The organism is Anaerovibrio sp., assembly GCF_024697385.1.
GTDB lineage: Bacteria > Bacillota > Negativicutes > Selenomonadales > Selenomonadaceae > Anaerovibrio.
Genome location: NZ_JAILFV010000079.1, coordinates 1 through 20927, shown reverse-complemented (window position 1 = coordinate 20927; position 20927 = coordinate 1). Strand labels below are relative to the sequence as shown.

The 20927-nt window shown below is 42.0% G+C and carries 20 protein-coding genes and 1 tRNA gene; 3 read left to right on the top strand and 18 right to left on the bottom strand.

Features of this window, described 5'->3' with window-relative positions; genetic code table 11:
- Positions 1-104: 104 nt before the first annotated feature.
- The 5 genes from K6C05_RS04105 to K6C05_RS04085 all read right to left on the bottom strand — a co-directional run bounded on the left by K6C05_RS04105 (position 105) and on the right by K6C05_RS04085 (position 6305).
- Positions 105-965: a methyl-accepting chemotaxis protein gene (locus K6C05_RS04105; protein WP_296731571.1), complete on the bottom strand. Its 861-nt coding sequence runs from the start codon at positions 963-965 to the stop codon at positions 105-107.
- 135 nt (positions 966-1100) lie between these two features.
- Positions 1101-2006 (bottom strand): radical SAM protein, encoded by a 906-nt coding sequence (locus K6C05_RS04100; RefSeq protein ID WP_296731566.1) that lies wholly within the window; start codon positions 2004-2006, stop codon positions 1101-1103.
- A complete protein-coding gene (locus K6C05_RS04095) occupies positions 2003-4039 on the bottom strand; it encodes an alkaline phosphatase family protein (protein ID WP_296731563.1) in 2037 nt (678 codons plus the stop codon). Before K6C05_RS04095 ends, K6C05_RS04100 begins: the two co-directional genes overlap by 4 nt.
- Positions 4040-4048: 9 nt before the next feature.
- Positions 4049-4816 carry a DeoR/GlpR family DNA-binding transcription regulator gene (locus tag K6C05_RS04090; protein ID WP_296731560.1) on the bottom strand — a complete coding sequence of 256 codons (768 nt, stop codon included), beginning with the start codon at positions 4814-4816 and terminating at the stop codon, positions 4049-4051.
- A gap of 91 nt (positions 4817-4907) precedes the next feature.
- Complete coding sequence (locus tag K6C05_RS04085; protein WP_296731557.1) at positions 4908-6305, bottom strand: ClC family H(+)/Cl(-) exchange transporter; 1398 nt, start codon at positions 6303-6305, stop codon at positions 4908-4910.
- Between the two features lie 151 nt (positions 6306-6456).
- On the opposite strand from K6C05_RS04085, the gene K6C05_RS04080 reads away from it, so the two are divergent.
- Positions 6457-6681 carry a hypothetical protein gene (locus K6C05_RS04080; protein ID WP_296731555.1) on the top strand — a complete coding sequence of 75 codons (225 nt, stop codon included), beginning with the start codon at positions 6457-6459 and terminating at the stop codon, positions 6679-6681.
- Positions 6682-6779: 98 nt separating this feature from the next.
- Here K6C05_RS04080 and rpsR read toward each other — a convergent pair whose 3' ends face one another.
- The 12 genes from rpsR to K6C05_RS04020 all read right to left on the bottom strand — a co-directional run bounded on the left by rpsR (position 6780) and on the right by K6C05_RS04020 (position 17969).
- Positions 6780-7013, bottom strand: coding sequence for a 30S ribosomal protein S18 (rpsR, locus tag K6C05_RS04075; RefSeq protein WP_296731551.1), 234 nt, complete (start codon positions 7011-7013; stop codon positions 6780-6782).
- A gap of 15 nt (positions 7014-7028) precedes the next feature.
- Positions 7029-7454: a single-stranded DNA-binding protein gene (locus K6C05_RS04070; RefSeq protein WP_296731548.1), complete on the bottom strand. Its 426-nt coding sequence runs from the start codon at positions 7452-7454 to the stop codon at positions 7029-7031.
- Between the two features lie 19 nt (positions 7455-7473).
- Entirely contained in the window at positions 7474-7758 is a 285-nt protein-coding gene (rpsF, locus tag K6C05_RS04065; RefSeq protein WP_296731546.1) for a 30S ribosomal protein S6, read from the bottom strand.
- 327 nt (positions 7759-8085) lie between these two features.
- The gene (locus K6C05_RS04060) at positions 8086-9024 is read right to left on the bottom strand and encodes a sugar-binding transcriptional regulator (protein ID WP_296731543.1); all 939 of its coding nucleotides are present in this window, start codon (positions 9022-9024) and stop codon (positions 8086-8088) included.
- Positions 9025-9400: 376 nt separating this feature from the next.
- The gene (locus tag K6C05_RS04055; protein WP_296731540.1) at positions 9401-10849 is read right to left on the bottom strand and encodes an iron-containing alcohol dehydrogenase; all 1449 of its coding nucleotides are present in this window, start codon (positions 10847-10849) and stop codon (positions 9401-9403) included.
- A gap of 43 nt (positions 10850-10892) precedes the next feature.
- Entirely contained in the window at positions 10893-12386 is a 1494-nt protein-coding gene (locus K6C05_RS04050; RefSeq protein WP_296731539.1) for an FGGY family carbohydrate kinase, read from the bottom strand.
- Between the two features lie 27 nt (positions 12387-12413).
- Positions 12414-13733, bottom strand: a complete 1320-nt coding sequence (locus K6C05_RS04045; RefSeq protein WP_296731537.1) for an amino acid permease — start codon at positions 13731-13733, stop codon at positions 12414-12416.
- A 133-nt stretch (positions 13734-13866) separates the two neighbouring features.
- Complete coding sequence (locus K6C05_RS04040; RefSeq protein WP_296731536.1) at positions 13867-14538, bottom strand: hypothetical protein; 672 nt, start codon at positions 14536-14538, stop codon at positions 13867-13869.
- A gap of 504 nt (positions 14539-15042) precedes the next feature.
- Positions 15043-15118 (bottom strand) — tRNA-Gln (locus K6C05_RS04035).
- Between the two features lie 140 nt (positions 15119-15258).
- Positions 15259-15939, bottom strand: a complete 681-nt coding sequence (locus K6C05_RS04030) for a uracil-DNA glycosylase (RefSeq protein ID WP_296731534.1) — start codon at positions 15937-15939, stop codon at positions 15259-15261.
- A gap of 12 nt (positions 15940-15951) precedes the next feature.
- On the bottom strand, positions 15952-17658 hold the full coding sequence (gene ptsP / locus K6C05_RS04025; protein ID WP_296731532.1) for a phosphoenolpyruvate--protein phosphotransferase: 1707 nt from the start codon (positions 17656-17658) through the stop codon (positions 15952-15954).
- Between the two features lie 32 nt (positions 17659-17690).
- Positions 17691-17969 (bottom strand): HPr family phosphocarrier protein, encoded by a 279-nt coding sequence (locus tag K6C05_RS04020; RefSeq protein ID WP_296731529.1) that lies wholly within the window; start codon positions 17967-17969, stop codon positions 17691-17693.
- A gap of 417 nt (positions 17970-18386) precedes the next feature.
- Here K6C05_RS04020 and K6C05_RS04015 point away from each other — a divergent pair, with 417 nt between their 5' ends.
- Positions 18387-19748 (top strand): hypothetical protein, encoded by a 1362-nt coding sequence (locus K6C05_RS04015; RefSeq protein WP_296731526.1) that lies wholly within the window; start codon positions 18387-18389, stop codon positions 19746-19748.
- Between the two features lie 28 nt (positions 19749-19776).
- Positions 19777-20766 carry a PRC-barrel domain-containing protein gene (locus tag K6C05_RS04010; protein WP_296731523.1) on the top strand — a complete coding sequence of 330 codons (990 nt, stop codon included), beginning with the start codon at positions 19777-19779 and terminating at the stop codon, positions 20764-20766.
- Positions 20767-20844: 78 nt separating this feature from the next.
- On the opposite strand, the gene K6C05_RS11010 is transcribed toward K6C05_RS04010, so the two are convergent.
- Positions 20845-20927, bottom strand: an 83-nt coding sequence (locus K6C05_RS11010; protein WP_363317160.1) for an IS3 family transposase, incomplete at its 5' end; no start/stop codon positions are given.

Genomic DNA, 20927 nt, shown 5'->3' with positions numbered 1-20927 from the left:
ACAAAAAAAGATGACCTCCCCTGCTTCAGAAGGTCATCTTTTTTATGTAGGTCACTTCAACATGACAAATGAATTTCTAGGTCACCATCATTAACCACGAAAAATCAGAATTTCATAGACTGCATAAGCTCAACCAGCTTGGATGCGTTTACAGATAAAGTACTAAGATCCTCTGCCACACCTGATATAGCCGAAGACTGCTGCTCAACAATATCCAAGGTTGCTTCACCCTTAGCCACTGTCTCATTAACAGATTCCCCAATACGATCAGTAAACTCCTGAATCTTATCAACAGTTTCACGGGAACTGTCGGCCAACTTACCAATTTCCTCAGATACAACAGCAAAGCCTGCACCTGCTGTACCAGCCCGGGCAGCCTCTATGGACGCATTCAGGCCCAACAATCTGGTCTGCTTGGCAATGTCCCTGATCAAACCGGTAAATTCATTAATCTTACTGGAAATAGTATTTACATTCTGAATCTCAGTGTTGAGGCCACGCTGATTTTCATCAACATTGTGTGCCGATGCTGCCAACTCCTCCATGGTTGCTGAAACATGAAGTACCGCGTCATTAATGGATGCTGCCAATTCATTGAATTGATGCTGGGAATAAGCATTTCCAAGAATAATGTTCAAGGTCATAAAAATAGTATCAGCACAGCCCTTGGCCACCGTCTGAGGACACTGACCAATACCCAAAACCGCACCCAGGTGAACACCTTCAAGATACAATGGTACACTGATATCGCATGTACCACCCTGCTCATGAATAACCGGCACATCCTTGCTGGTATCATGTACAGCCTTGATATCCAAAGTCCCGGACGGACGAGTAATCTGTTTGCCACGGGCATCAACAGCAACGAGGGTTAACCCTGATGCAGCTGCCACATAATTCTGAAACTGCTGTAAATAATCCAGCGTTAACAAATCGGAAACCTGAACATTCTCTAAATCTGCCATATAAGACACCCCTCTTTTATGAAAAATATATCATATATGTCTAAGAATCACAGTAAAACCGCCCCTATGACACTTATCCTATAAATTTAAATGCTTAATACTATTATACTATAAATTATAAATTAAACAACTCATTTATCTAGGCATTCCTTCGACTCCGGCACCATTCCAATGGGGAATATACTCTTTTCCTGCAGAACTATGGTCCTGTATGAAGCATTTGGTAAAACCAAGTTCCCGGGCATAATCAACCACTGAATCATACTCAAAGGTAGTCAGACGGCGTTTCAGCCGTGGATGTTCCAAGGCGGCGAAATATGGTGTATATTGGCTCATAATACTGATAATTATACTGTCGCCAAATTCATTCCAGAGCCACTCCAACAGTTTCATGCTATCTTTACGGGCCCCCGGAAGGACCATATGTCTGACCAGAACTCCCTTCCGTAAAATACCATTCACCTCCAGAGAAGGACCTGTCAGCTCCACCATATATTTAATTGCCTCGGCAGCAATCTGGAAATAATCCTCCGCTTGTGAATACTCCCTGGATAGCTCAGGAGAATAGTATTTCAGATCTGGCAAAAAAACATCCACCACTCCGCTCAATAAACTCAGCGAAGATATATTTTCGTAACCACTTGTATTATACACCACCGGCAATGAAAAACCCTTTTTTTGTGCCAAAATTATACCATTTAATATTTGGGGAATATAATGGGTAGGCGTCACCAAATCTAAAGTTTCCGCCCCACGCAGCTGCTGCTCATAGAAAATTTCACCCAATCGTTCATCAGAAACCTCTATTCCCTTATTAAAATGACTTATTTCATAATTTTGGCAATATATGCATTTTAAGCTGCAACCGGAAAAAAATACCGTTCCGGCGCCATTTTTCCCTGCAATAACAGGTTCCTCCCATTTATGCAGGCTGACCAGTGCCACTCTTGCCCTGTCTCCGCCACCACAATATCCCTTATGTTCAAAACGGTTAATGTGACACATCCTGGGACACAGAGTACAATTCTCCAATAAGCTCACTTATTTCCTCCCATCAGGGCATCATCAATTACCAGCCCATATTTAGGAACATACCATGACAGTGCCCGCATAGTATCAATATAGATTTGCAGTTCTTCCACATTAATTTCCGGCCCCGGGGAATCATCCACCGGATGAGGTGTCAAAGGGAAGATATCCGCCTCACCAAAATAATCATGGGTGCACCAGACAGCATAATTTACTCCCATGCGGTTGTTACGGGTAAGGCTGCTGCCTATGGACATGTACCGGAAGCCCTTTGGGGCAATCAATTCAACTATTGTAGGGCCAATATCTATCTGACTGCCTGCAGCATCCGGTAAAATAACATTTCCGGTTATTCCATTACCTGTAATAATAAACGGCACGCCATAACGCTCGTATATTGACGGGGTTTTATCAATATTATATCTTTCAGCATGATCACCGACTATAACGATTAGACTGTCCGGATAACGTTTCTTTATGGTATTGACAAAACCGGCCATTTCCCTGTCAGCATACCAGAAGTGCCCCAACTGATTAATCAGCTCCTCATTATCCCGGGCTTCCTCAGGCAATCCCTCAACAACCTGCTGATAATTAAAGCCTTTGGCATCAAGATCAACATTGAAGGGGGAATGATTTGAAACATTCAGTACCACATTAAAGCTGGGCTGATCCGCAGGAAGCCCTGACAAAACAGCTTGATACAAAAACTCATCATCACAGCCCCAAACACTACCCTCGGCATTGTCCGGCATACTCCCCCTACCATAAAAGTGATCAAAGCCCTGCGCCAGGGTAAAAGCCTCTATTCTCTCCCAAGTAGATGGTCCCGCATACCAAAAATTAGTTGAATAGCCAAGGCGCTCCATTTGAGGGGCTATAGCTGTAGGATACGGTCCTGCAAAGGATTCCGGCATTGTTGTAAGATACAGGTTGGAATCTGCCAACCCGGTAACAATACCTGTCACTGCCGACACTGTGCTTCCACCATTAGGTAAAAAAGACCGACAATAGGCTGTATCCTTTTCGGATATGATTCCCTTGACACCATCCGCAATATGCAGAGCAGCATACTTCTCCAACAATGGCCAATTAGCATAGCTTTCAGAAACAATTACAAAAATATGCTTTGGCTTTTCCATATGCGGCCCTAGGGCCGTTCTCGTTAAATATACCTCCAGGTTGTTGCTGTCAGCAGGCAATCCGGCCAAGTGGGCTGCCAAATTCCTGATTTGTTCACTGTCAAAATCCAGCCCTTCACTGGAAAGAAGCCGCCCATTCATGCGATATCCGCGATACACTGCCTGATAATCATCAAGAATAGCTTCATTTAAAAAAGAATCCCTGGTAACTCCTGCATTTTCCCAATTAACTGAATTTTCCCAGCTCAGACTCCCGCCAAAGAAAATCAGTCTGGCTACAATATAAAGCCCCAACAAGACTGTCACGCGTTCAGTCCAATAACCAATACGGCCCCTATGTTCCCAAAATCCATCAAGCCCCAAGGCCTGTGCAAACTGAACTTTTATAACCTTATCAAGAAGCCACCACAATCCCCCGGCAACAACCACTGCACCCAAAAAACGCAGTGGCAGGTTGAATTCCTGCACCAATGAAATAAACAGGGCATACATATCATCATTGACAGCATTAAATAAAATTTGATGAAATCTGGAATGAAATTGGTGATAATAGGGAATACTGCCAAAAAATAGCACTGCAGTAATCAGGGCCGCCAGTGCATTAAAACAGGAAAACACTGCCCGCCCTGCACGCAAGGCTATCAGTTTGGCAACAGCAGCCGGCACAACAATCATAAGAGCTATTATGCCTGCAGTCTGCACACTTAGCCTGGTACCACACAAAACAGCCTGTACCACATCAGTCAATTTTGTGCCGGTACCAATGTAATCCCATAATATTCCAATAAATATGACACGAAAAAGAGAAAGGACTGACAGATAAAAAATAAATACCTTCAGCCCTCTGATTATTAAATCATAAAAATTATTCCAGCAAAAAAACTGAAATCTGTTTTTTATCATATATCCCCCTTATGGCACAATAATTTCCACGCCATAATCAGCAGCAGCCTTACGCACCTTTTCACTTGGCAGGGAATCAGTTATTAAGCCCGACAGCGTATCCAAGGTAGCATAATTATAATTACCATCGGTACTGAGTTTTTTTGCTTCAGCCACCACATAAGCCCGTTTGCTTACCCGAATAATTTTTGCCTTATTTATCCCGTCCTCAATATCATATGTAGACACGCTGTTCTCCATGACATCCACACCAACAGCACCTACAAAGGCAACATCAGGCTTCAGGCGTGATATGAAATCCATTGTCATGCCACCCCAAAAGCCGTCCCGGCTCTTGTTAATCTTACCTCCGGCAAAAACAAGATGCATTTTAGGATGACGGGCCAATATAGCCAATATATCAATCATATTGGTCACTATTGTAAGCTCACGCTGATCCTTGGCCAAAAGCTCGGCTATAGCCAAGTTACTGGTTGATATATCAAGAAATACCATATCCCTGTCATGGATGAGCTTTAAGGCAGCATGTGCAATACGCCGTTTTGCATCCACATCGGAATGACGATGCTTGCTGATTTCAATGGCATGAATGTTTTCTCTTATAACCACTGCCCCGCCATAAGTTCTCTTTAGTCTCCCCTGCTTTTCAAGAGAGCCTAAATCCTTACGGATACAGTCTTCTGTAACTTTAAATTTTGCACTTAAATCCTTTACCCGGACCTTGCCATCCGCATTAAGCATATTCATAATGCTTTCCTGACGCTCTTCCAAAAACATTTATCCCACATCCTTCGTAACAATACAATTTTTACATTATTACTTTATCACATTTATTCTTATTTTGCACACAATTATACAAAATTTATGATTAACGCTTCGGGAGTACTGCCCCCTCAACCAGCTTCCGGACTGAAACGATCTCCATTTCATTTATCAGGACATAAATATAATCTCCGGCCAAAAGCTGAATATTATCCCGTGGAACAATACGCTGCGAATTCCGTTTTATATTTACAATTACCGTATCAACAGGCCAGTCCACATCCATTATCCGGGACTTATCCGCAGGACTGCCGGATTCCACTAACACTTCCAATGTAATTCTCCGCCCCAAGTGATGGTCCTGTGAACCATCCGCCTTGTTCAGGGAGCGATTGAGCAACTCCTCATAGACCGGTTTACCACCGGTAAGATCTGCTGTCATATATGCTGTCATGGAAACACATATCAGCGGCAATAAATGTTCAAATGACCCTGTCATCTCCATAATAAGGACACTGCCAGTTACCGGCGACTTAACTACCGCAGCAAAATACGCCGCCATGGCAAAAACTATTATATCCCCGGCATACATTGCCGGCATCAGCTCAAAGCTTACCAATAAATTACTGAAAATACTGCCTCCTGCTGCTCCCAGTACCAGCATGGGCAAAAAAATCCCTCCCGGAACCCCGGAACCAAAACAGATGGCAGTGAATAAAAACTTACCAACAAACAATATACATAAAAAATATAGCGGATAGGCATTAACTGACAAAGCATCCACCAACCTATTGCCGCCACCTAATATTTCAGGAAGAACAAAGCCCAAACAGGCTGCCAGAGCCAGAGGAATCAACGGTTTATATATGCCTTTGACACGAAACCTGTCATATACATCCATAGCCAATAACAGTGATGGATTAAAAATGCGGCCCAATACCCCTATATACAGCCCCAAGCCTATTAGAGCCAGATACATAGAAAAGGGAAACAGCTCCAATTCTCCAATATGGAATACCGGTGCTATGCCAAACAGTAACTGGGTCACAGTCGTCGCAGCTACAGCAGCAGTGACAGTTGCCATTAATACCACCGGAGAAAAGCCCTTATGCAGCTCCTCAAGACTGAAAATAACTCCGGCCAAAGGTGCATTGAAGGCAGCGGCCAATCCGGCACCAGCCCCGGCAGTTATGAGAATTCTTTCCTCATAGCGGGTTCTTATAATACTCCTGCTTATCCCCTGGCCGACACAGGCACCCATTTGTACACTGGGGCCTTCCCTCCCCAGTGACAAACCGGCTCCTATGGCCAAAACGCCACCCACCAGCTTGGAAAATAAAACCGATGCCCAGTTCATACTCATTTTACCCATTAAGATGCCTTTAATCTGTGGAATACCGCTGCCAGTACACATGGGCTCATTCCTGACTATCCACAAAAGAAGCCAGGCCAATACGATAAAAACACTGATATAAAGAATGGTAATCCCATAGCTTCCAGACAAAAAATCATTCGCTACAATATTATATATGTATGGCCTAAAATCCTCAGATGCACTTAATAGATATCTGAAAACAGCTATTACAATACCAGAACAGGCCCCTATAAGAAGACCTTCCAGAAAAAGGCGAAAATGAAAATGCCGCTCTCTTGTTATGTCCTTAATTAATCTATCTGTAACAACTGACATAAAATCCTCACCAAAAGAGGAGGCCGCCAAGGCTGCCCCCTTTTCTTTTCAACAAATTAATCATGCACTGCCACCAAAAAAACTGGCTGCATTTGCCAGCCAGTTTACATTGAGCCTCACTAAATTCAATCTGCACACAGGTATGACTTCATTAAGTTTTGCTATTGAAACAGGCTATCAGGCCACCTGACTTCTCTGAGCATTGCTCGATACAAAAATACCTGATGACTCACTATCATTAGTTTTGCGGGCAAAAAGAGGTATCACTTCCGTGATACCTCCTTTGAATTATTCAGCTGTAAATGGCAACAAGGCGATATTACGGGCGCGCTTAATTGCAACAGTAACCTGGCGCTGATGCTTTGCACAATTGCCAGAGATACGACGAGGTAAAATCTTACCACGCTCAGTAATATAACGACGCAGCTTACCTGCATCCTTGTAGTCTATTGACTCTACTTTATCTACGCAGAAACTGCAAACCTTTTTGCGAGGTCTTCTGCTTCTATCACGCTTAATCAAGTATATTCCCTCCTATCAAAATGGAATATCGTCGTCTGATACCTGGCTGCCGCCAAAACCACCTGCAGGCGCTGCATCAGGTGGAGCAGCTACACTACCACCATCATTATCACGCTGCTGCTTTGGTCCCATAAACTCAATCTCATTGGCCACTACCTCAGTAACATATCTCTTGCTACCGTCCTGAGCCTCATAAGACCTGATTTGCATACGGCCTTCTACCAGTATCTGACTTCCCTTTATGAGGTTATTACCACAAATTTCAGCTAATTTTTCCCAAGCCACAATTGGAATAAAATCTGCAGTCTGCTGCTGATCTCCAGTACCACGACCAAAACGGCGATTAACCGCTAAGGCAAATGAAGCTACTGCCTTACCGGATGTGGTATACCGCATCTCCGGATCCCGTGCCAATCTGCCTGCCAAAATAACCTTATTCATGGACTACCTCCCGAAACTATCACTCTTCTACACGAACAATCATGTGCTTAAGAAGATCATCAGTAATCTTCATAACACGGTCAACCTCAGCTACACAAGCAGGCTCTGCATTAACATTAAACAGAACATAGTAGCCTTCAGCACTGTCCTTGATCTCGTAAGCAAGACGCTTCTTGCCCCAACGATCTTCGGATTCTACAGTACCGCCATTGTCAGCAATCAGCTTGGAAAACTTTTCCACTACTGCATTGATTGCATCTTCCTCCATTGGTTTAACAATGAATATGACTTCGTACTTTCTCACGAAATCACCTCCCTCTTTGGTCTTTGGCTCCTTATTTTCTAAGGAGCAGAGAAAGTTATCAAAACAAAATTTGAAACTATCTTTGTCCTTGTGACCTAAAAAGTATATCATCTAATAATTATTTGTGCAAGAAATATTTTACCTGATTTGACTACTTAAAATGCATAAATAACACAAAGCAAAAATTCAGAGGTTGGTTTGTACTCCCGCTGAATTTCATCAAATTTAGCAAATCCGTCCTGAATATTTATCTCCAGATGTGGATACAGGCACATCCGTCAAATTTGGGACAACTAAAAGAAAAGCTAATAAGACTATCAATATTATTTATTCTTCCAGCAATGCCTGTGCAGTGAACTGATCCGTAATAAATACATTAGCATAATGTCCCTTTAGAGCTGCTCTGATAGCAGGCAGTTTACCTTCACCACCGGATACAAGAATACTATAATCCTTGTTCTTTAAGGCATCCAGATTTATTCCTACCGTCCTTGAATCCATATCTTCATTGCATATTTGCCCTTCCCTGTCGATAAAGCGTGAACATATATCTCCTACAGCTATATCACGCAGCTTATTTTCTTCCTCCAGACTTGTATAACCCAGTCTAAAAAACAACGCATTTGGCCTTACAGTTCCAACACTATATACAGCCACATTTGCATGTGCACACAAATCCAGCACTCTGCGAATATTACGCTCCTTTTCCACCATTTCCTTTGTTTCTTTACTATCAAACAAGATTGGAAGTGGCAAATACTGAGCAATAGTCTGAAAGTTTTGTGCAAAATTATTTATTATCTCTCTACCATAATTGTTCCATTCAGAATGAATTACTCCGCCTTCCATCTGAACAATCTGTGCGCCCCGAAGCTGTTTTGGTGCCAGATTACGAGAAACCTCATACAAAGTAGTACCCCAGCCAACGCCTATAATATCTCCATCCTTGACAATTGAACCAATATATTCTGCTGCTTTTTTACCTATATATTTTTTTATCTCATGCTCATCATTTATTGTGGAGGAAGCAATTCTAACTGCCTGGATATTTAACTTCTTTTCCATCTGTCTTTCAAGCTGTGTCATATCCTCCTCCGGATCATAGAGTTTGATACTTACATACTCCATTGTCTTTGCGTATTGTAGCATTCGTGAGACAGAAGGCCTTGATATCTTCAATTCTTCTGCTATACGCTGCTGACTCAAATCTGACCCATAATACAATTTCGCGATTTTAATTGCCATTTTGTCCTTATCTGTAAGCATGTTACATCCTCCTGAAGTTAATCTGACATTATCGCCTGTTTTAAGCTTATATCTCCTATGCTTATTCAGCATAATAAAAGGGCCAGCTCAGCTAACCCACACTTAAATATGTATTATTTAATTATACCATAATTGTCCATTTTTTTCCTCTATTTAAAAACACATTAAATATCATTTAACCAAACTCCAAATTTCTAGTGCACAAGATGAAACGGATTGCCTTTCTTATATCACCAAAAAGTACCTCTCACTCTAACAAAATTATATACAAACTCGACTGTAATTCAGTGGGAGCAAGACTCCCACCGAATCAGTCTCATATACTTGAAAGCAATATGTCTTCATTAGATTAATCATCTAATAAAACTACTGTACATCAAAGGCCTGCATCCAATGCGTCAGCTCTGGAAATAATCATTTCTACAAATTTCTCATTCCACACTCCTGTGTAATGAAGTAAATCGATAACAGAAAAACGGTTTCTCATTAAATGACAATTTGTAATAGCCCAACGCGCGGTCTTTGCATCAACAGGGAAATTTAATTTGCTATAACGGCAAGGAGCTTTTGCTTTATGCATACTTGATGCAATATATGCCGGATCCTGCACCCAACCAGATACTTTAGACTTAAACTCATCGAAATTATCAAGAAAAGCCTTTAATCTATCCTTGTTTGCCTCCCATGTTGCCAGTTTTTTACTGTAATCCGACCAGCATTCATTAGCAGCTTTATGGTCTTCATCCAGCCAGTCAAAAGCCTCAAACACTTTTTTCTTCATACCGTCTGCATCTGGATAGCAACTTGCAATGTCAACCTTGGAAGGATCAAACTCTTTGAGCAAATAATCCCACAAAAGGGATGAAATTATGCCCGATACTGCAACCTGTGTACCGTGATAACATATCCCAGTCTTACGGATTTTAGATGCCATATCCACCAAATGACTCATTACATGCTCAGAACCTGATGCTGGTGCACTTTCATTAGCCAACCCCATAGATATACCTGATAAGGTGAGGACATTTGCTAAATCAGCCAACACCTTTTCATCCCCAGTAGCCAGTTTTTCAGAATTTTCCAATAACCGTTTGCACTGAGTTCTAATCATATCGGATGGTGCTGAATGAAAGCCACTATTCATCCCCATAACATTCGCCAAATACCAATCAACCGGAGCAGTCCAAGTAGCTATTAAATCACCATATCCACTTACATTCATTTCTGGTGGTGCTGCAGCGACAATATCCAAGTCTATAAGCAATATTTTAGGATATATGGAATGAACCGTTCTCTTTACACCACTTATCAGCATTACAGATGCATTATCAGAAAAAGCATTTACTGACAGAGCTGTCTGAATAATTATTAATGGCTTTGAATTATCCTTATCAGCATAATATGTGGCATACTTACATAAATCACAAATTGTACCTGACCCAACTCCAACAACGCAGTCAGCATTATTTAAATGTTCCTGAATTCTAGCGGCATTCTCAGGTGTACAATGCACAATGCTTCCATCCGGCTCATCAATTACCAGCCATTCAACCTGATAATTTTTTTCTAAAACCTTCTTTATCCTTTCTTTAACAGGCCTTTGTTCCTTATCAAGAATTACCACAGGATCACTGACCATTAAAACGCGTTTACCAACTGTCAATTTCTTTACAGCATCAGAAACTTTCATGGCCACACCAGAACCAATAGCAATATCAACCATATCGATATCACATAATTTTTCTGAATTAGGCTGCTCCATCATCACCTGATGAAGTCCCTTAAGATCAGTTGCATCAGAATTAATCAAACGCTCATCTATCATCTTCAATTTCTCCTTTCATAATGGTTATGGAGACTAAGAGTCTTTATGAATAATGTTTTGTAAAGAAAGGTTCCATCGCATGATAACATTCAAAATAACGATGATACGCCTCATCATATTGCGACTTTAAGGATAAATCAGGCTCATATACATCCCCAAGTTCCACCATGACTTTTGCAGCATCTTCCAAGGAAGCAAAATTTCCTTCAGCCACAGAAGCAAGCATAGCTGCACCTATAGCCGCTCCTTCAGGGTTTTTGACAGAAACCAATGTCTTCCCAAGGATATCAGCTTTCATCTGACACCACAATGGTGACTTTGTGCCACCGCCAACAATTCTTATGCTGGAACAATTAATGCCTATTTCCTCAAATCGTTCCACATTATCACGGACACCATATGCAATTCCTTCAAACACAGCTCTAGACATATCATCTATGGTATGTGAAAGAGAAAGACCGGCAAATGTACCTCTCGCAGCTCCATTCCAAGTAGGCGTCATTGCACCTCCCATGCAAGGCAAGAAAATTAATCCATTGGAACCTGGAGATGACCGTCTGGCCTGAATATTCATTAAATCATAATCCTTAGACTCGAGCACATGATCCTTGAACCAACGGGTTGCACCACCAGATACAAATCCTGGATTTTCAATAAGCCACAGCTTATGGTAGGCCGAATGATGTGTCTCAACCAATTTACCTTTAATATCAAATACTGGTTTATCAGAAGTAGCCGCTACTGGCTCAGCTGTGCCTGTAATATCACATACCATACCAGCTTCTACCAATCCAGAACCCAAACATGCGCTGTGTTCATCGCCAGTTCCGGTAATGACCTTTGTACTGACAGTGAGTCCTAGTCTGCTTGCTGCAGTAGGAGTAAGATGACCAACAATCTCTTCCGCTTTATTAATGCGCCCAAGCTGGGCAGGATCCAACCCAAAAGCCTTACACATTTCATCATCCCAGCCCATTTTGGAAACATTGTATATCATAGATGCTGATGCCTGAGCATAATCAACAACGAATTCGCCTGTCATCCAGGCAACCAAAAAACTATCCACATTAAGAATATATTCCGTTCTCTCAAAAATTTCAGGCCTTTGCTTTTTTATCCATAACATTTTTGCCGCCGTATGAGTAGAGTCTAAATTAAGTCCCGTTATTCCAAAAGCCTTATCCGCATCAATATTTTCTGCAATCTCTGCAATTTCAGCCTCAGCCCGTCTGTCCATCCAAATAATACAGTTCATCAAAGGAACACCATATTTATCTACAGGAATAACAGAATCATTTATGGCATCCACACCAATGGTTCCCACTTCCTGTGGAGGAATATTCCCCAACTGTATCAATTTTTGTACTACCGTTGTAAACGATCTTATATAATCCTCTACATGCTGTTCCGCCCACCCTGGTTGAGGGTAGGCGGGATCATGAGTACATGTGGCTTCAGCAATAATAGCACCTTCAGGATTAACCAGTACTCCCTTAAGCGACTGAGTCCCTAAATCAATACCAATTACATAACTCATTATCCCGCACTCCTTTCAACTGAGGTATTACTGATCCTCAGGTTCAACCAGGAATGTACCATCCTTATGTCGACAACTTAATACATAATAAAGTATGGCAGCACCGAAAAATGCCACTGCAAAATAGAACAAGGTACCAGAGGTAACTGCAGAATAAAGGGAGCAGAATGCAACTATTATACAGAACGGTATGCCAAGATAACCTACCCAACGCTTGCATACATACGGACGAGGCATATCTGGCTGACTACTGGACAACTTAATCCATGAAAAGAAGCAACAAAGTGCCATAAATGCAGATCCCATGCCCGCTATTACAACAATAACATCTACTGAACCGATAATTGTAAAGGCGATACCAATAACACTGGTAGTGAGCAACGCATTAATTGGAGTACCTTCGCTATTAAGCTTACCAAGAAAACCTGGCAAACACTTGCAACGAGCCAAAGCATAAGTCTGCCGAGATTGTCCAATAATAATACCATTCAGTGAAGCCACAAGACCGATCATGGCTATTACAATGAATACTGTACTCATTACACTGCCTTCACCAAAGATATAGCCTATAACATTAGCTACAGGAGCATCATTAATCAAGATTTGTTCCTTTGGAAGAACACTTGCCGTGGTAACAAGCATCAACATACCACAAATGAATAATGTAGCGATAGCGACAATAAAGGCCTTTGGAATATCCTTGGAAGGATTCTTACATTCCTCAGCGCCCATGCCCCCGGCCTCGAATGCCAGGAAAAACCATACTGCATAAGGAATCGCAACAAAAACCCCTTCAACTCCTCCCAATTCACCCATTTGAGTTAATAAGGAGAAATTTGCCTGTGGAAGTCCTACAATACCAAACAAGAAACACCCCAGTACACCAATGACAGTTACAACCAGTCCAACTTTCTGTCCACTTTCAATACCACGACAATTAACATACAAAAAAATCAGGTATGTACACACTGATGCAACTACTGCCGGAATAACCGGGAACATAGCATGAACATAAGCACCTGTAGCAATACAGATACCTGGAGTACAAAACAGTGATTCAACCAGATAACTAAATCCTGCAAAAAATCCAGCCCCTCTGCCAAATGCCTTTTCCGTATACGCAGCAGGCCCCGCAGAACTTGGAATTGCAGTGGCAAGCTCTGCATACATAAATGCAAAAGGAATATAAAACAAACAAGCAATTGCCATTGCAATAAGTGCACCTGTAAAGTTAGTTTCAGAAAAAATGTAATTCCAGCCGTAATAGTTTCCGGATACTACAGCTCCAACCGCTACCGCCCAGATACCAGCTGGGGTTAATGCCTTTTTAAGTTGCACTTCACTCACGATGTATACGCCTCCATTTCACCTAAAAATTAACAAACCTTGCTTATATGATTGCAATTAAGCACCTGATGCTGTTACAACACAACATAACATAAGGGGATGCACCAGGTGCAAATAAAGAGGGATTTTTCAGTTACTTACTTGCCATGTAATCGGCTACAGCCTTAAGATTTGCTCTGAAATCACCATCCGGAACAAATTTCTTGGCAAAAAGTGCAGAACCCATGGTAAAAGTCCAAGGGGCAATATCAAACATAATATCAATTCTTTCATAGCTATCGATAGAGCCAGCTATACAAATCTTAGAATCTATAGCAGTACAAAACTCACGGGCAAGTTTTTCACCATCCACAACATGACGGTATGCTAAGATATCAAAACCTTTTATACCTTTAGCCTGAAGATTCTTGGCATCCTGAATAATTTCCTCATTGGTACCCTCGAGTACACTTGGGCTTCCAGAAACCTTACCTACAAACGGCATATAGTCTACACCATTTTCATCAAGATATTTATGAACAGAAGTAAAATACAGTGTTCCCATCAGGTGATCAAAACCGCATTCCACAGCAGTCTTCGCACCTGCCAAACAACTTTCTTCATCATAGGTTACAACCTCAAGGAAGGTTTCCTTACCAGCAGCTTTCATAGCAGATGCCACGGCCTTCATCTGATCCTTTGGGAGTCCAACATTTTTAAAGCCCCAATATTTGATAGGCAAATCCTTACTGGATTCAAATAGTTCCATAGCATTTTTAACTGTCACATCATGATTAGTTAACATAATAATGATATCCGTCTTCATCAAAAAACCTCCTTAGCATCAATAACATTAGTTCAGGCAAAAAAACATTTGTTCAATACCGGCGCCAAGGCAAAAACAACTTTCTTCTACCACCTAAACCCTATAAAAAGCGACACATTTGCCTGTATCCTTTTTCCAAGGAAATTATATCATTATTTTTTTACCGCATCAATAAAATTTTGTAATTTTTATTTTCTCATTTTTTTATATAGCTTATAAACCTTAATATAATGCCATGTACAAATGTTTTATCATTATTTACAAATGTAAAATTATAGACATAAAAAGAATCGCCCCATATCAATTTACAGGGCGATTTTTCCTACATGGGTACTAGCTTTGTATCGCAAGCGATGGACAATATGCTCATCACTTGTAATACTCCGCTGCCCCACCTATAGGGAAAGAGGTATCTTTACTTCCCGTTACATGTAAGTGATGACAGCTATTTTAATCAATTTTTCTGCAAAAAAAAACACCGCAAATGCGGTGTAATATCTTCAATGGCAGGGGTAGCAGGACTCGAACCTACGAATGCTGGATTCAGAATCCAGTGCCTTACCAACTTGGCGATACCCCTAAATCATTTTATGACAAGGAAGATTATACTTGAGAACCAAATCCTTGTCAATGATTATTTTGCCTGGTTGGATGTACAGACCGATAATTATCGGGCAGCAAACAAATATAATTCGGCGGGAAAAATGTTCCCGCCGAAAATCACTTCGTTATATTGGGCAATTGCCAATTGATAGGTGTTTGCCCTGTAGATTTTAAAAACTCATTTGCCCGGGAAAAGGGCCTGCTGCCAAAAAAGCCCCGGTATGCTGATAACGGACTGGGATGAGGGGACTCAATAATAAAATGTGCCGGATTCGTTATCATAGCCTTTTTCTTCCTGGCAGGGCTACCCCATAATATAAACACCATGGGCTTTACCCTATTATTAAGGATAGAAATTATTTTATCCGTGAACCTTTCCCAACCTCGTCCCTGATGAGAATTTGCCCGGTGAGCCTGTACAGTCAGTACCGCATTCAACAACAATACCCCCTGCCTCGCCCATGGTTCAAGGCAACCATTATCAGGTATACTACAGCCCAAATCAGATTGCAGCTCCTTGAAAATATTCACCAGAGAAGGTGGCGGAGGAACATTGGGCAACACCGAAAAACTAAGTCCATGGGCCTGACCAGGTTCATGATAAGGGTCCTGCCCCAAAATGACAACCTTGGTGTCTTCCATACTGGTATAATGCATGGCATTGAATATGGAATACATATCCGGGAATACCTTCTTTGTACGGTATTCCGAAATCAAAAATGCCCTGAGTTCTCTATAATATTCCTTCTCCATTTCCGGGAGAAGGTACTGTTCCCAATCATTCTTAAAAATCTGCATGTTGCCACCTTATCATAATGCCGCCCGGAGATATTCCCTAATTTCAGCACCAGTTTCCATTTGCATAACCTGAGCCAAATGCTTTTCAGCCTCTTTAATGGAAACAGCACGAATTTTTTCCTTTACCTTTGGAATGGAAGGTGCACTCATGCTGAGCTCAGATATCCCCATGGCCATGAGAATAACCGCCGCATAAGGGTCACTGGCCATCTCGCCACACATGCCCACCCATTTCCCATTATCAGCTCCCGACTTTATCGTGCGCTGAATGAGCTGTAACACAGCAGGATTGAAATGATCATAAAGCTTGCTTACCTGCGGATTGATTCTGTCCACAGCCAAGGTATACTGAACCAGGTCATTTGTACCAATGCTGAAAAAATCGACATATTTTGCCAATACCGGCGCCATAACAGCAGCCGCAGGGGTTTCCACCATAATCCCCAGCTGAACAGCCCTGGAGTACTCCTTATTTTCAGCATCCAATTCCGCCCTTGCCCTGTCAACCATTGAACGCACAGCTTTTGCTTCATCAACACAGGTAACCATCGGTACCATAATAGCAGCTTTGCCAAATACTCCCGCACGCAATACAGCCTTTAATTGTGGCAAAAACAGTTCCGGTCGCTCCAGACTGATCCGAACAGCCCTATACCCCAGAAACGGATTGTCCTCCTTGGGAATATTCAGATATGCCAACGGCTTATCACCACCAATATCCATGGTGCGGATAACACACAGTTCCCCCTGACATGCCTGTATAGCTCTTTTATACTGTTCAAACTGCTCCTCCTCTGAAGGCATTTCCTTCCGCCCCATGAAAAGGAATTCAGAGCGGAAAAGTCCGACCCCCCTGTTTCCATATTTCACAGCGGCTTCTGCATCCTCCGGAAGACCTATGTTGGCAGCCAACTGAATTTCTATTCCATCAGTTGTCTCTGCAGGCAAATCACGCAACGCTTCGTATCGCAGTTTCGCCGCCTTTTCCTCAGCAATTTTTTCCTCGTAGGCTGCAAGCTCCTCCGGAGAAGGATCAATTATTATCAAGCCCTTATTTCCGTCCAGCAGCACCCGGGCCTGATCCGGAATAGATTCCGTACTGTCTCCTATACCCACTACAGTGACAATATCCCTGGACTTGGCGATAATTACAGCGTGACAGGTAGTACTTCCCTGTCCCATAATCATCCCGGCTATTTTACCATCAGGTATATTGGCAACTGCCGAAGGCTCCACCTCATGTCCACAAAGTACGACGGGATCATCTCCTATTTCAGGAGCTTTTACCCCCAGGATGCATCTGGCCAGTCTCTTGCCAATGTCCTTTACATCCTGAGCTCTTTCCCGCATATATTCGTCATCCATCCCAGCCAGAAGTTCGGCAGCCTCATCAGCTGCTGCCAAAACCGCCGCCGGAGCATTGGACATCTCCTTGGTCTTATCCGCAGCCAGGTCAGCAAACATCGGATCCATAAGAAGGAAGGAATGGGCTTCCATGATATCGGCCTGTTCTTCCTGCCCGGCATTGCGCATGGCTTCAACACTATCATCAATTTCTGACGACAACACATCAATTGCATTATTTAATTTTTCCATTTCTTCATCAGCACTACCTGAAGAATACTCAGCCATATATCCATCCAATGACTGTCCCACCTTCATAATTCTGCCTATGGAAATTCCAGCCAATGCAATCTGTCCCTGTATTGTCTCTGACATTATTCAATCATCCCACTTTCTAGACCTAATGATCATTCCAACTCATCAGTAAAGCCAAAGCCTTGGGCAAACATATCTGTCAACGCCTTTACCACTTCTGCTTCATCCGGACCATCAACTGTGAGAGTAACATCAGCATCCTTTTTAGCTCCCAGCCCCATAACTCCCATCATGCTTTTGATATTGGCACTCTTACCATTGAACTTAACGAATACCTCAGACTTAATTCCCCTGCTGAATTTTACCAGTTCCTTCGCCGGACGGGCATGTAATCCGGCCTTGTTCAACACCTTTAAAGTTAATTCCTGCATAAAATAACCTCTCTTCTACTATACTTATTTAAAATAATTTGATAAAATTATATTGTTATTCAAAAACATACTGCAAAGTATATATTCGATACAAGTATATATTTCCCTGCTTATTTTGTCACATAGTTTCTGTCACCTTTTTACGCAGGTATTTAATTTTTCTTTCCATAATGAAGGCCTGTCTTGTTGGTTATGTGCCAGGGGCACAACAATCCCCATATGGTGGTGATGACAGGATATATTGACTTTTTCACTTAACTCTATCTGAGTGAATCAAATAAAGGAAATTTTATACATGTATCGAATTAGTTTAGCGTGCAAGATTTATATATTTGGTATGTTAAATCTATATATCGATCAAGCTATGTTTTACAAGCTTGGATATATAGCGTTATTATTTTTTTGTGGTGATGTGCTTTGTTATTTTTTATTACAACTGCAATAGTAATGACTATTGCAATTCTTGTTATCTACAAAATTTCAGTTGCACTGGACCTTTGCCTCAATCTGTCTTCTTTGATATTTTGTGGCGTTTTTGCCTTATTGATTAATTTCCTTTCAATTCCCATAGCACCATTTCTTGATGATTTCCGCATCATCATCCTGGGAACAATGGCGGTTATAGCAGCAATTATTGCTACCGGTTACAACAATTATATCGCCAGGAAAATTTCAATCACTCCAGCAACTATACAAAATAAAATCAATGAATTTTTTTCATCTGGTCTCAGTAGGCTTCTCCCAAAAAAAACTGATGAAACAGTATCACCTGTTGGGACTATAGATACCATTGACAATATCAACCAATCAGCTTCGGACAGCGGGAGCACGGACAATACAATGTCTGCCACGGGACCTCAGGAAACCGCTGTGGCTGGAGATTCATCTTCTGCTACGCCGGAAATGCTAATGGCTGCAGCTGATAAATCACAATCCATAGAGGCTGTAACAGCATCTATAAATGAACCTGATCAAGAACCTATGGCGATGCCGGAGGAAGAAACTGTAGCAATGCTTGTGGATGAGCCTACAGTTGAACCTGCGGCTATGCCAGATAATGCCCCTGGAAACAGTGATCCGGCATATATTGTCGGCATCACATCGGCGAGGGAGACTCCAGATATCAATGAATCCATTATTGGACCTATCACCGAATCTTACCATTCGGATGACAGTGACTCTATAGCCGAGGCCATAACCGGGCCTGCGCATTCGGATGATGAAGCCATAGCTGAGCTTATCACCGAATCTGATCATTCGGATGATAGTAATTACACAGAAGATCTTCCGGCTGAGCCTGAAAGCGAAACTATCGATGAAGCAGCTGCAGAACAGGTTGAAGTCGGCACAGAAGTTCAGGCTTCGGATGAGTTGACTGAACATCTCAATGGGCTCGGCAACCTTGATGATATATTGGATTATGCCTTCGAACTGAAGGGATCTTCTGATTGGCATTCTGCCCTGAAGGCATATGGCTATGCCCTTGAGCACTACAGTAATGATGCTTATGCACCAATGCTCGTTATTGAAATCAGTAATATCCATAAGGACAACGGCCACTATCAGGAAGCTATTGATAATTTCAGACAGGCCCTTTCCCTGCCTGCCATTGCCGACAACCCTGATATGGCAGTTGAATTCCAGGGAAGTATTGCATATCTTGAAGCAGTATATACTGTATTAAAAGAAAATAATCAGCCTGAAATACCATTTTATGATATTCCAGATGAATATATGTCAAAGATCGAGTCTATTTACAACAGTGAACAGACTCGTTGAATTTGATAAATTATAGGAGGAAATTTCCATGAAAAAAAGTATTGAAATCATTGGTTTGCCAGTCATCAGCATTACAGAAGGCCGTGAGCTTGGCATGAGCAAAAGTCTTCTCATTGATGCAAAAAATGGTGCAATTGCTGCCATCATCATCGAGGACGAGGATTGGTACAGAGGCGTAAAGCTGTTGCCATATTCTTCGGTAGTAGCCATTGGTGCTGATGCTGTAACTGTAGTCAACAGTGAGACCATTTTAACCCTTGAGGATGCTGGTGATTATGAGACAATGATGGATGAAAATGTCAAGGTAATCGGCACTAAAGCCATCACCAAGTCCGGTACAATACAGGGCAATGTTGTAGAAATCTATGTTGGCGAAGGTGGAAAAATAGAAAAATGTGAGATTGAGGCTGCTGATGGTGGCCTTTCAGAAATCACATCTGATCAGATTTCAATCTTTGGTAAGCAGGTAACCATTATAGAATCCGAAATGGAAAAAAAAACTGAAAATTTAACCAGTGATGAACCTCAGGAGGCATCTGCACCAGTAGAAGACAACCAGGAAGAGCCGGCTGAAGCTGTACAGGAAGCTCCTGTAGCTGAGGCAACTCCAGTTGCAGAGGAGACTCCGGTGAGCACTGCAGAAGCTCCTCAAGCAGAGCCTATAACAGAAGATGTTGCAGCTGAAAAGGAAACTGAAACAGCTCCTGCTGAAGTCCCTTCAATTCCTGAAGAAAAGATTGAGGAAGCTCCTGCTGAAGCCCCTTCCGCTCCTGAAGCAAAGGCTGAGGAAGCTCCTGCTGAGAGCAATGACCCTGATGAAGATCATCTGCAGCAGGCTGCCGATAATACGACTATCGAGCGTCAGCGCCGGTTCGTTTTAGGCAAAACTGCCCGTCGTACCCTTACATCCCCTACCGGTGTTGTAATTGTTAACGAAGGTGATGTCATCACCGATGAAGTTATTCAGCGTGCCAATCTGGCCAAGATGTTTGTACCTCTTACATTGAATGTTCAGTAAAAGCAGAAAGCGAAATGCTCTGAGGTGACCCCTTAAAGTTAGACTTTTTACGAGACAACTTCGGTTGTCTCGTTTTCTTTATGCAGCTAAAAGATTGAGCCTATATTGAACAGGACTCATCCATCCTAACTTTTCTTTTATTCGTTGCTCATTGTAATACT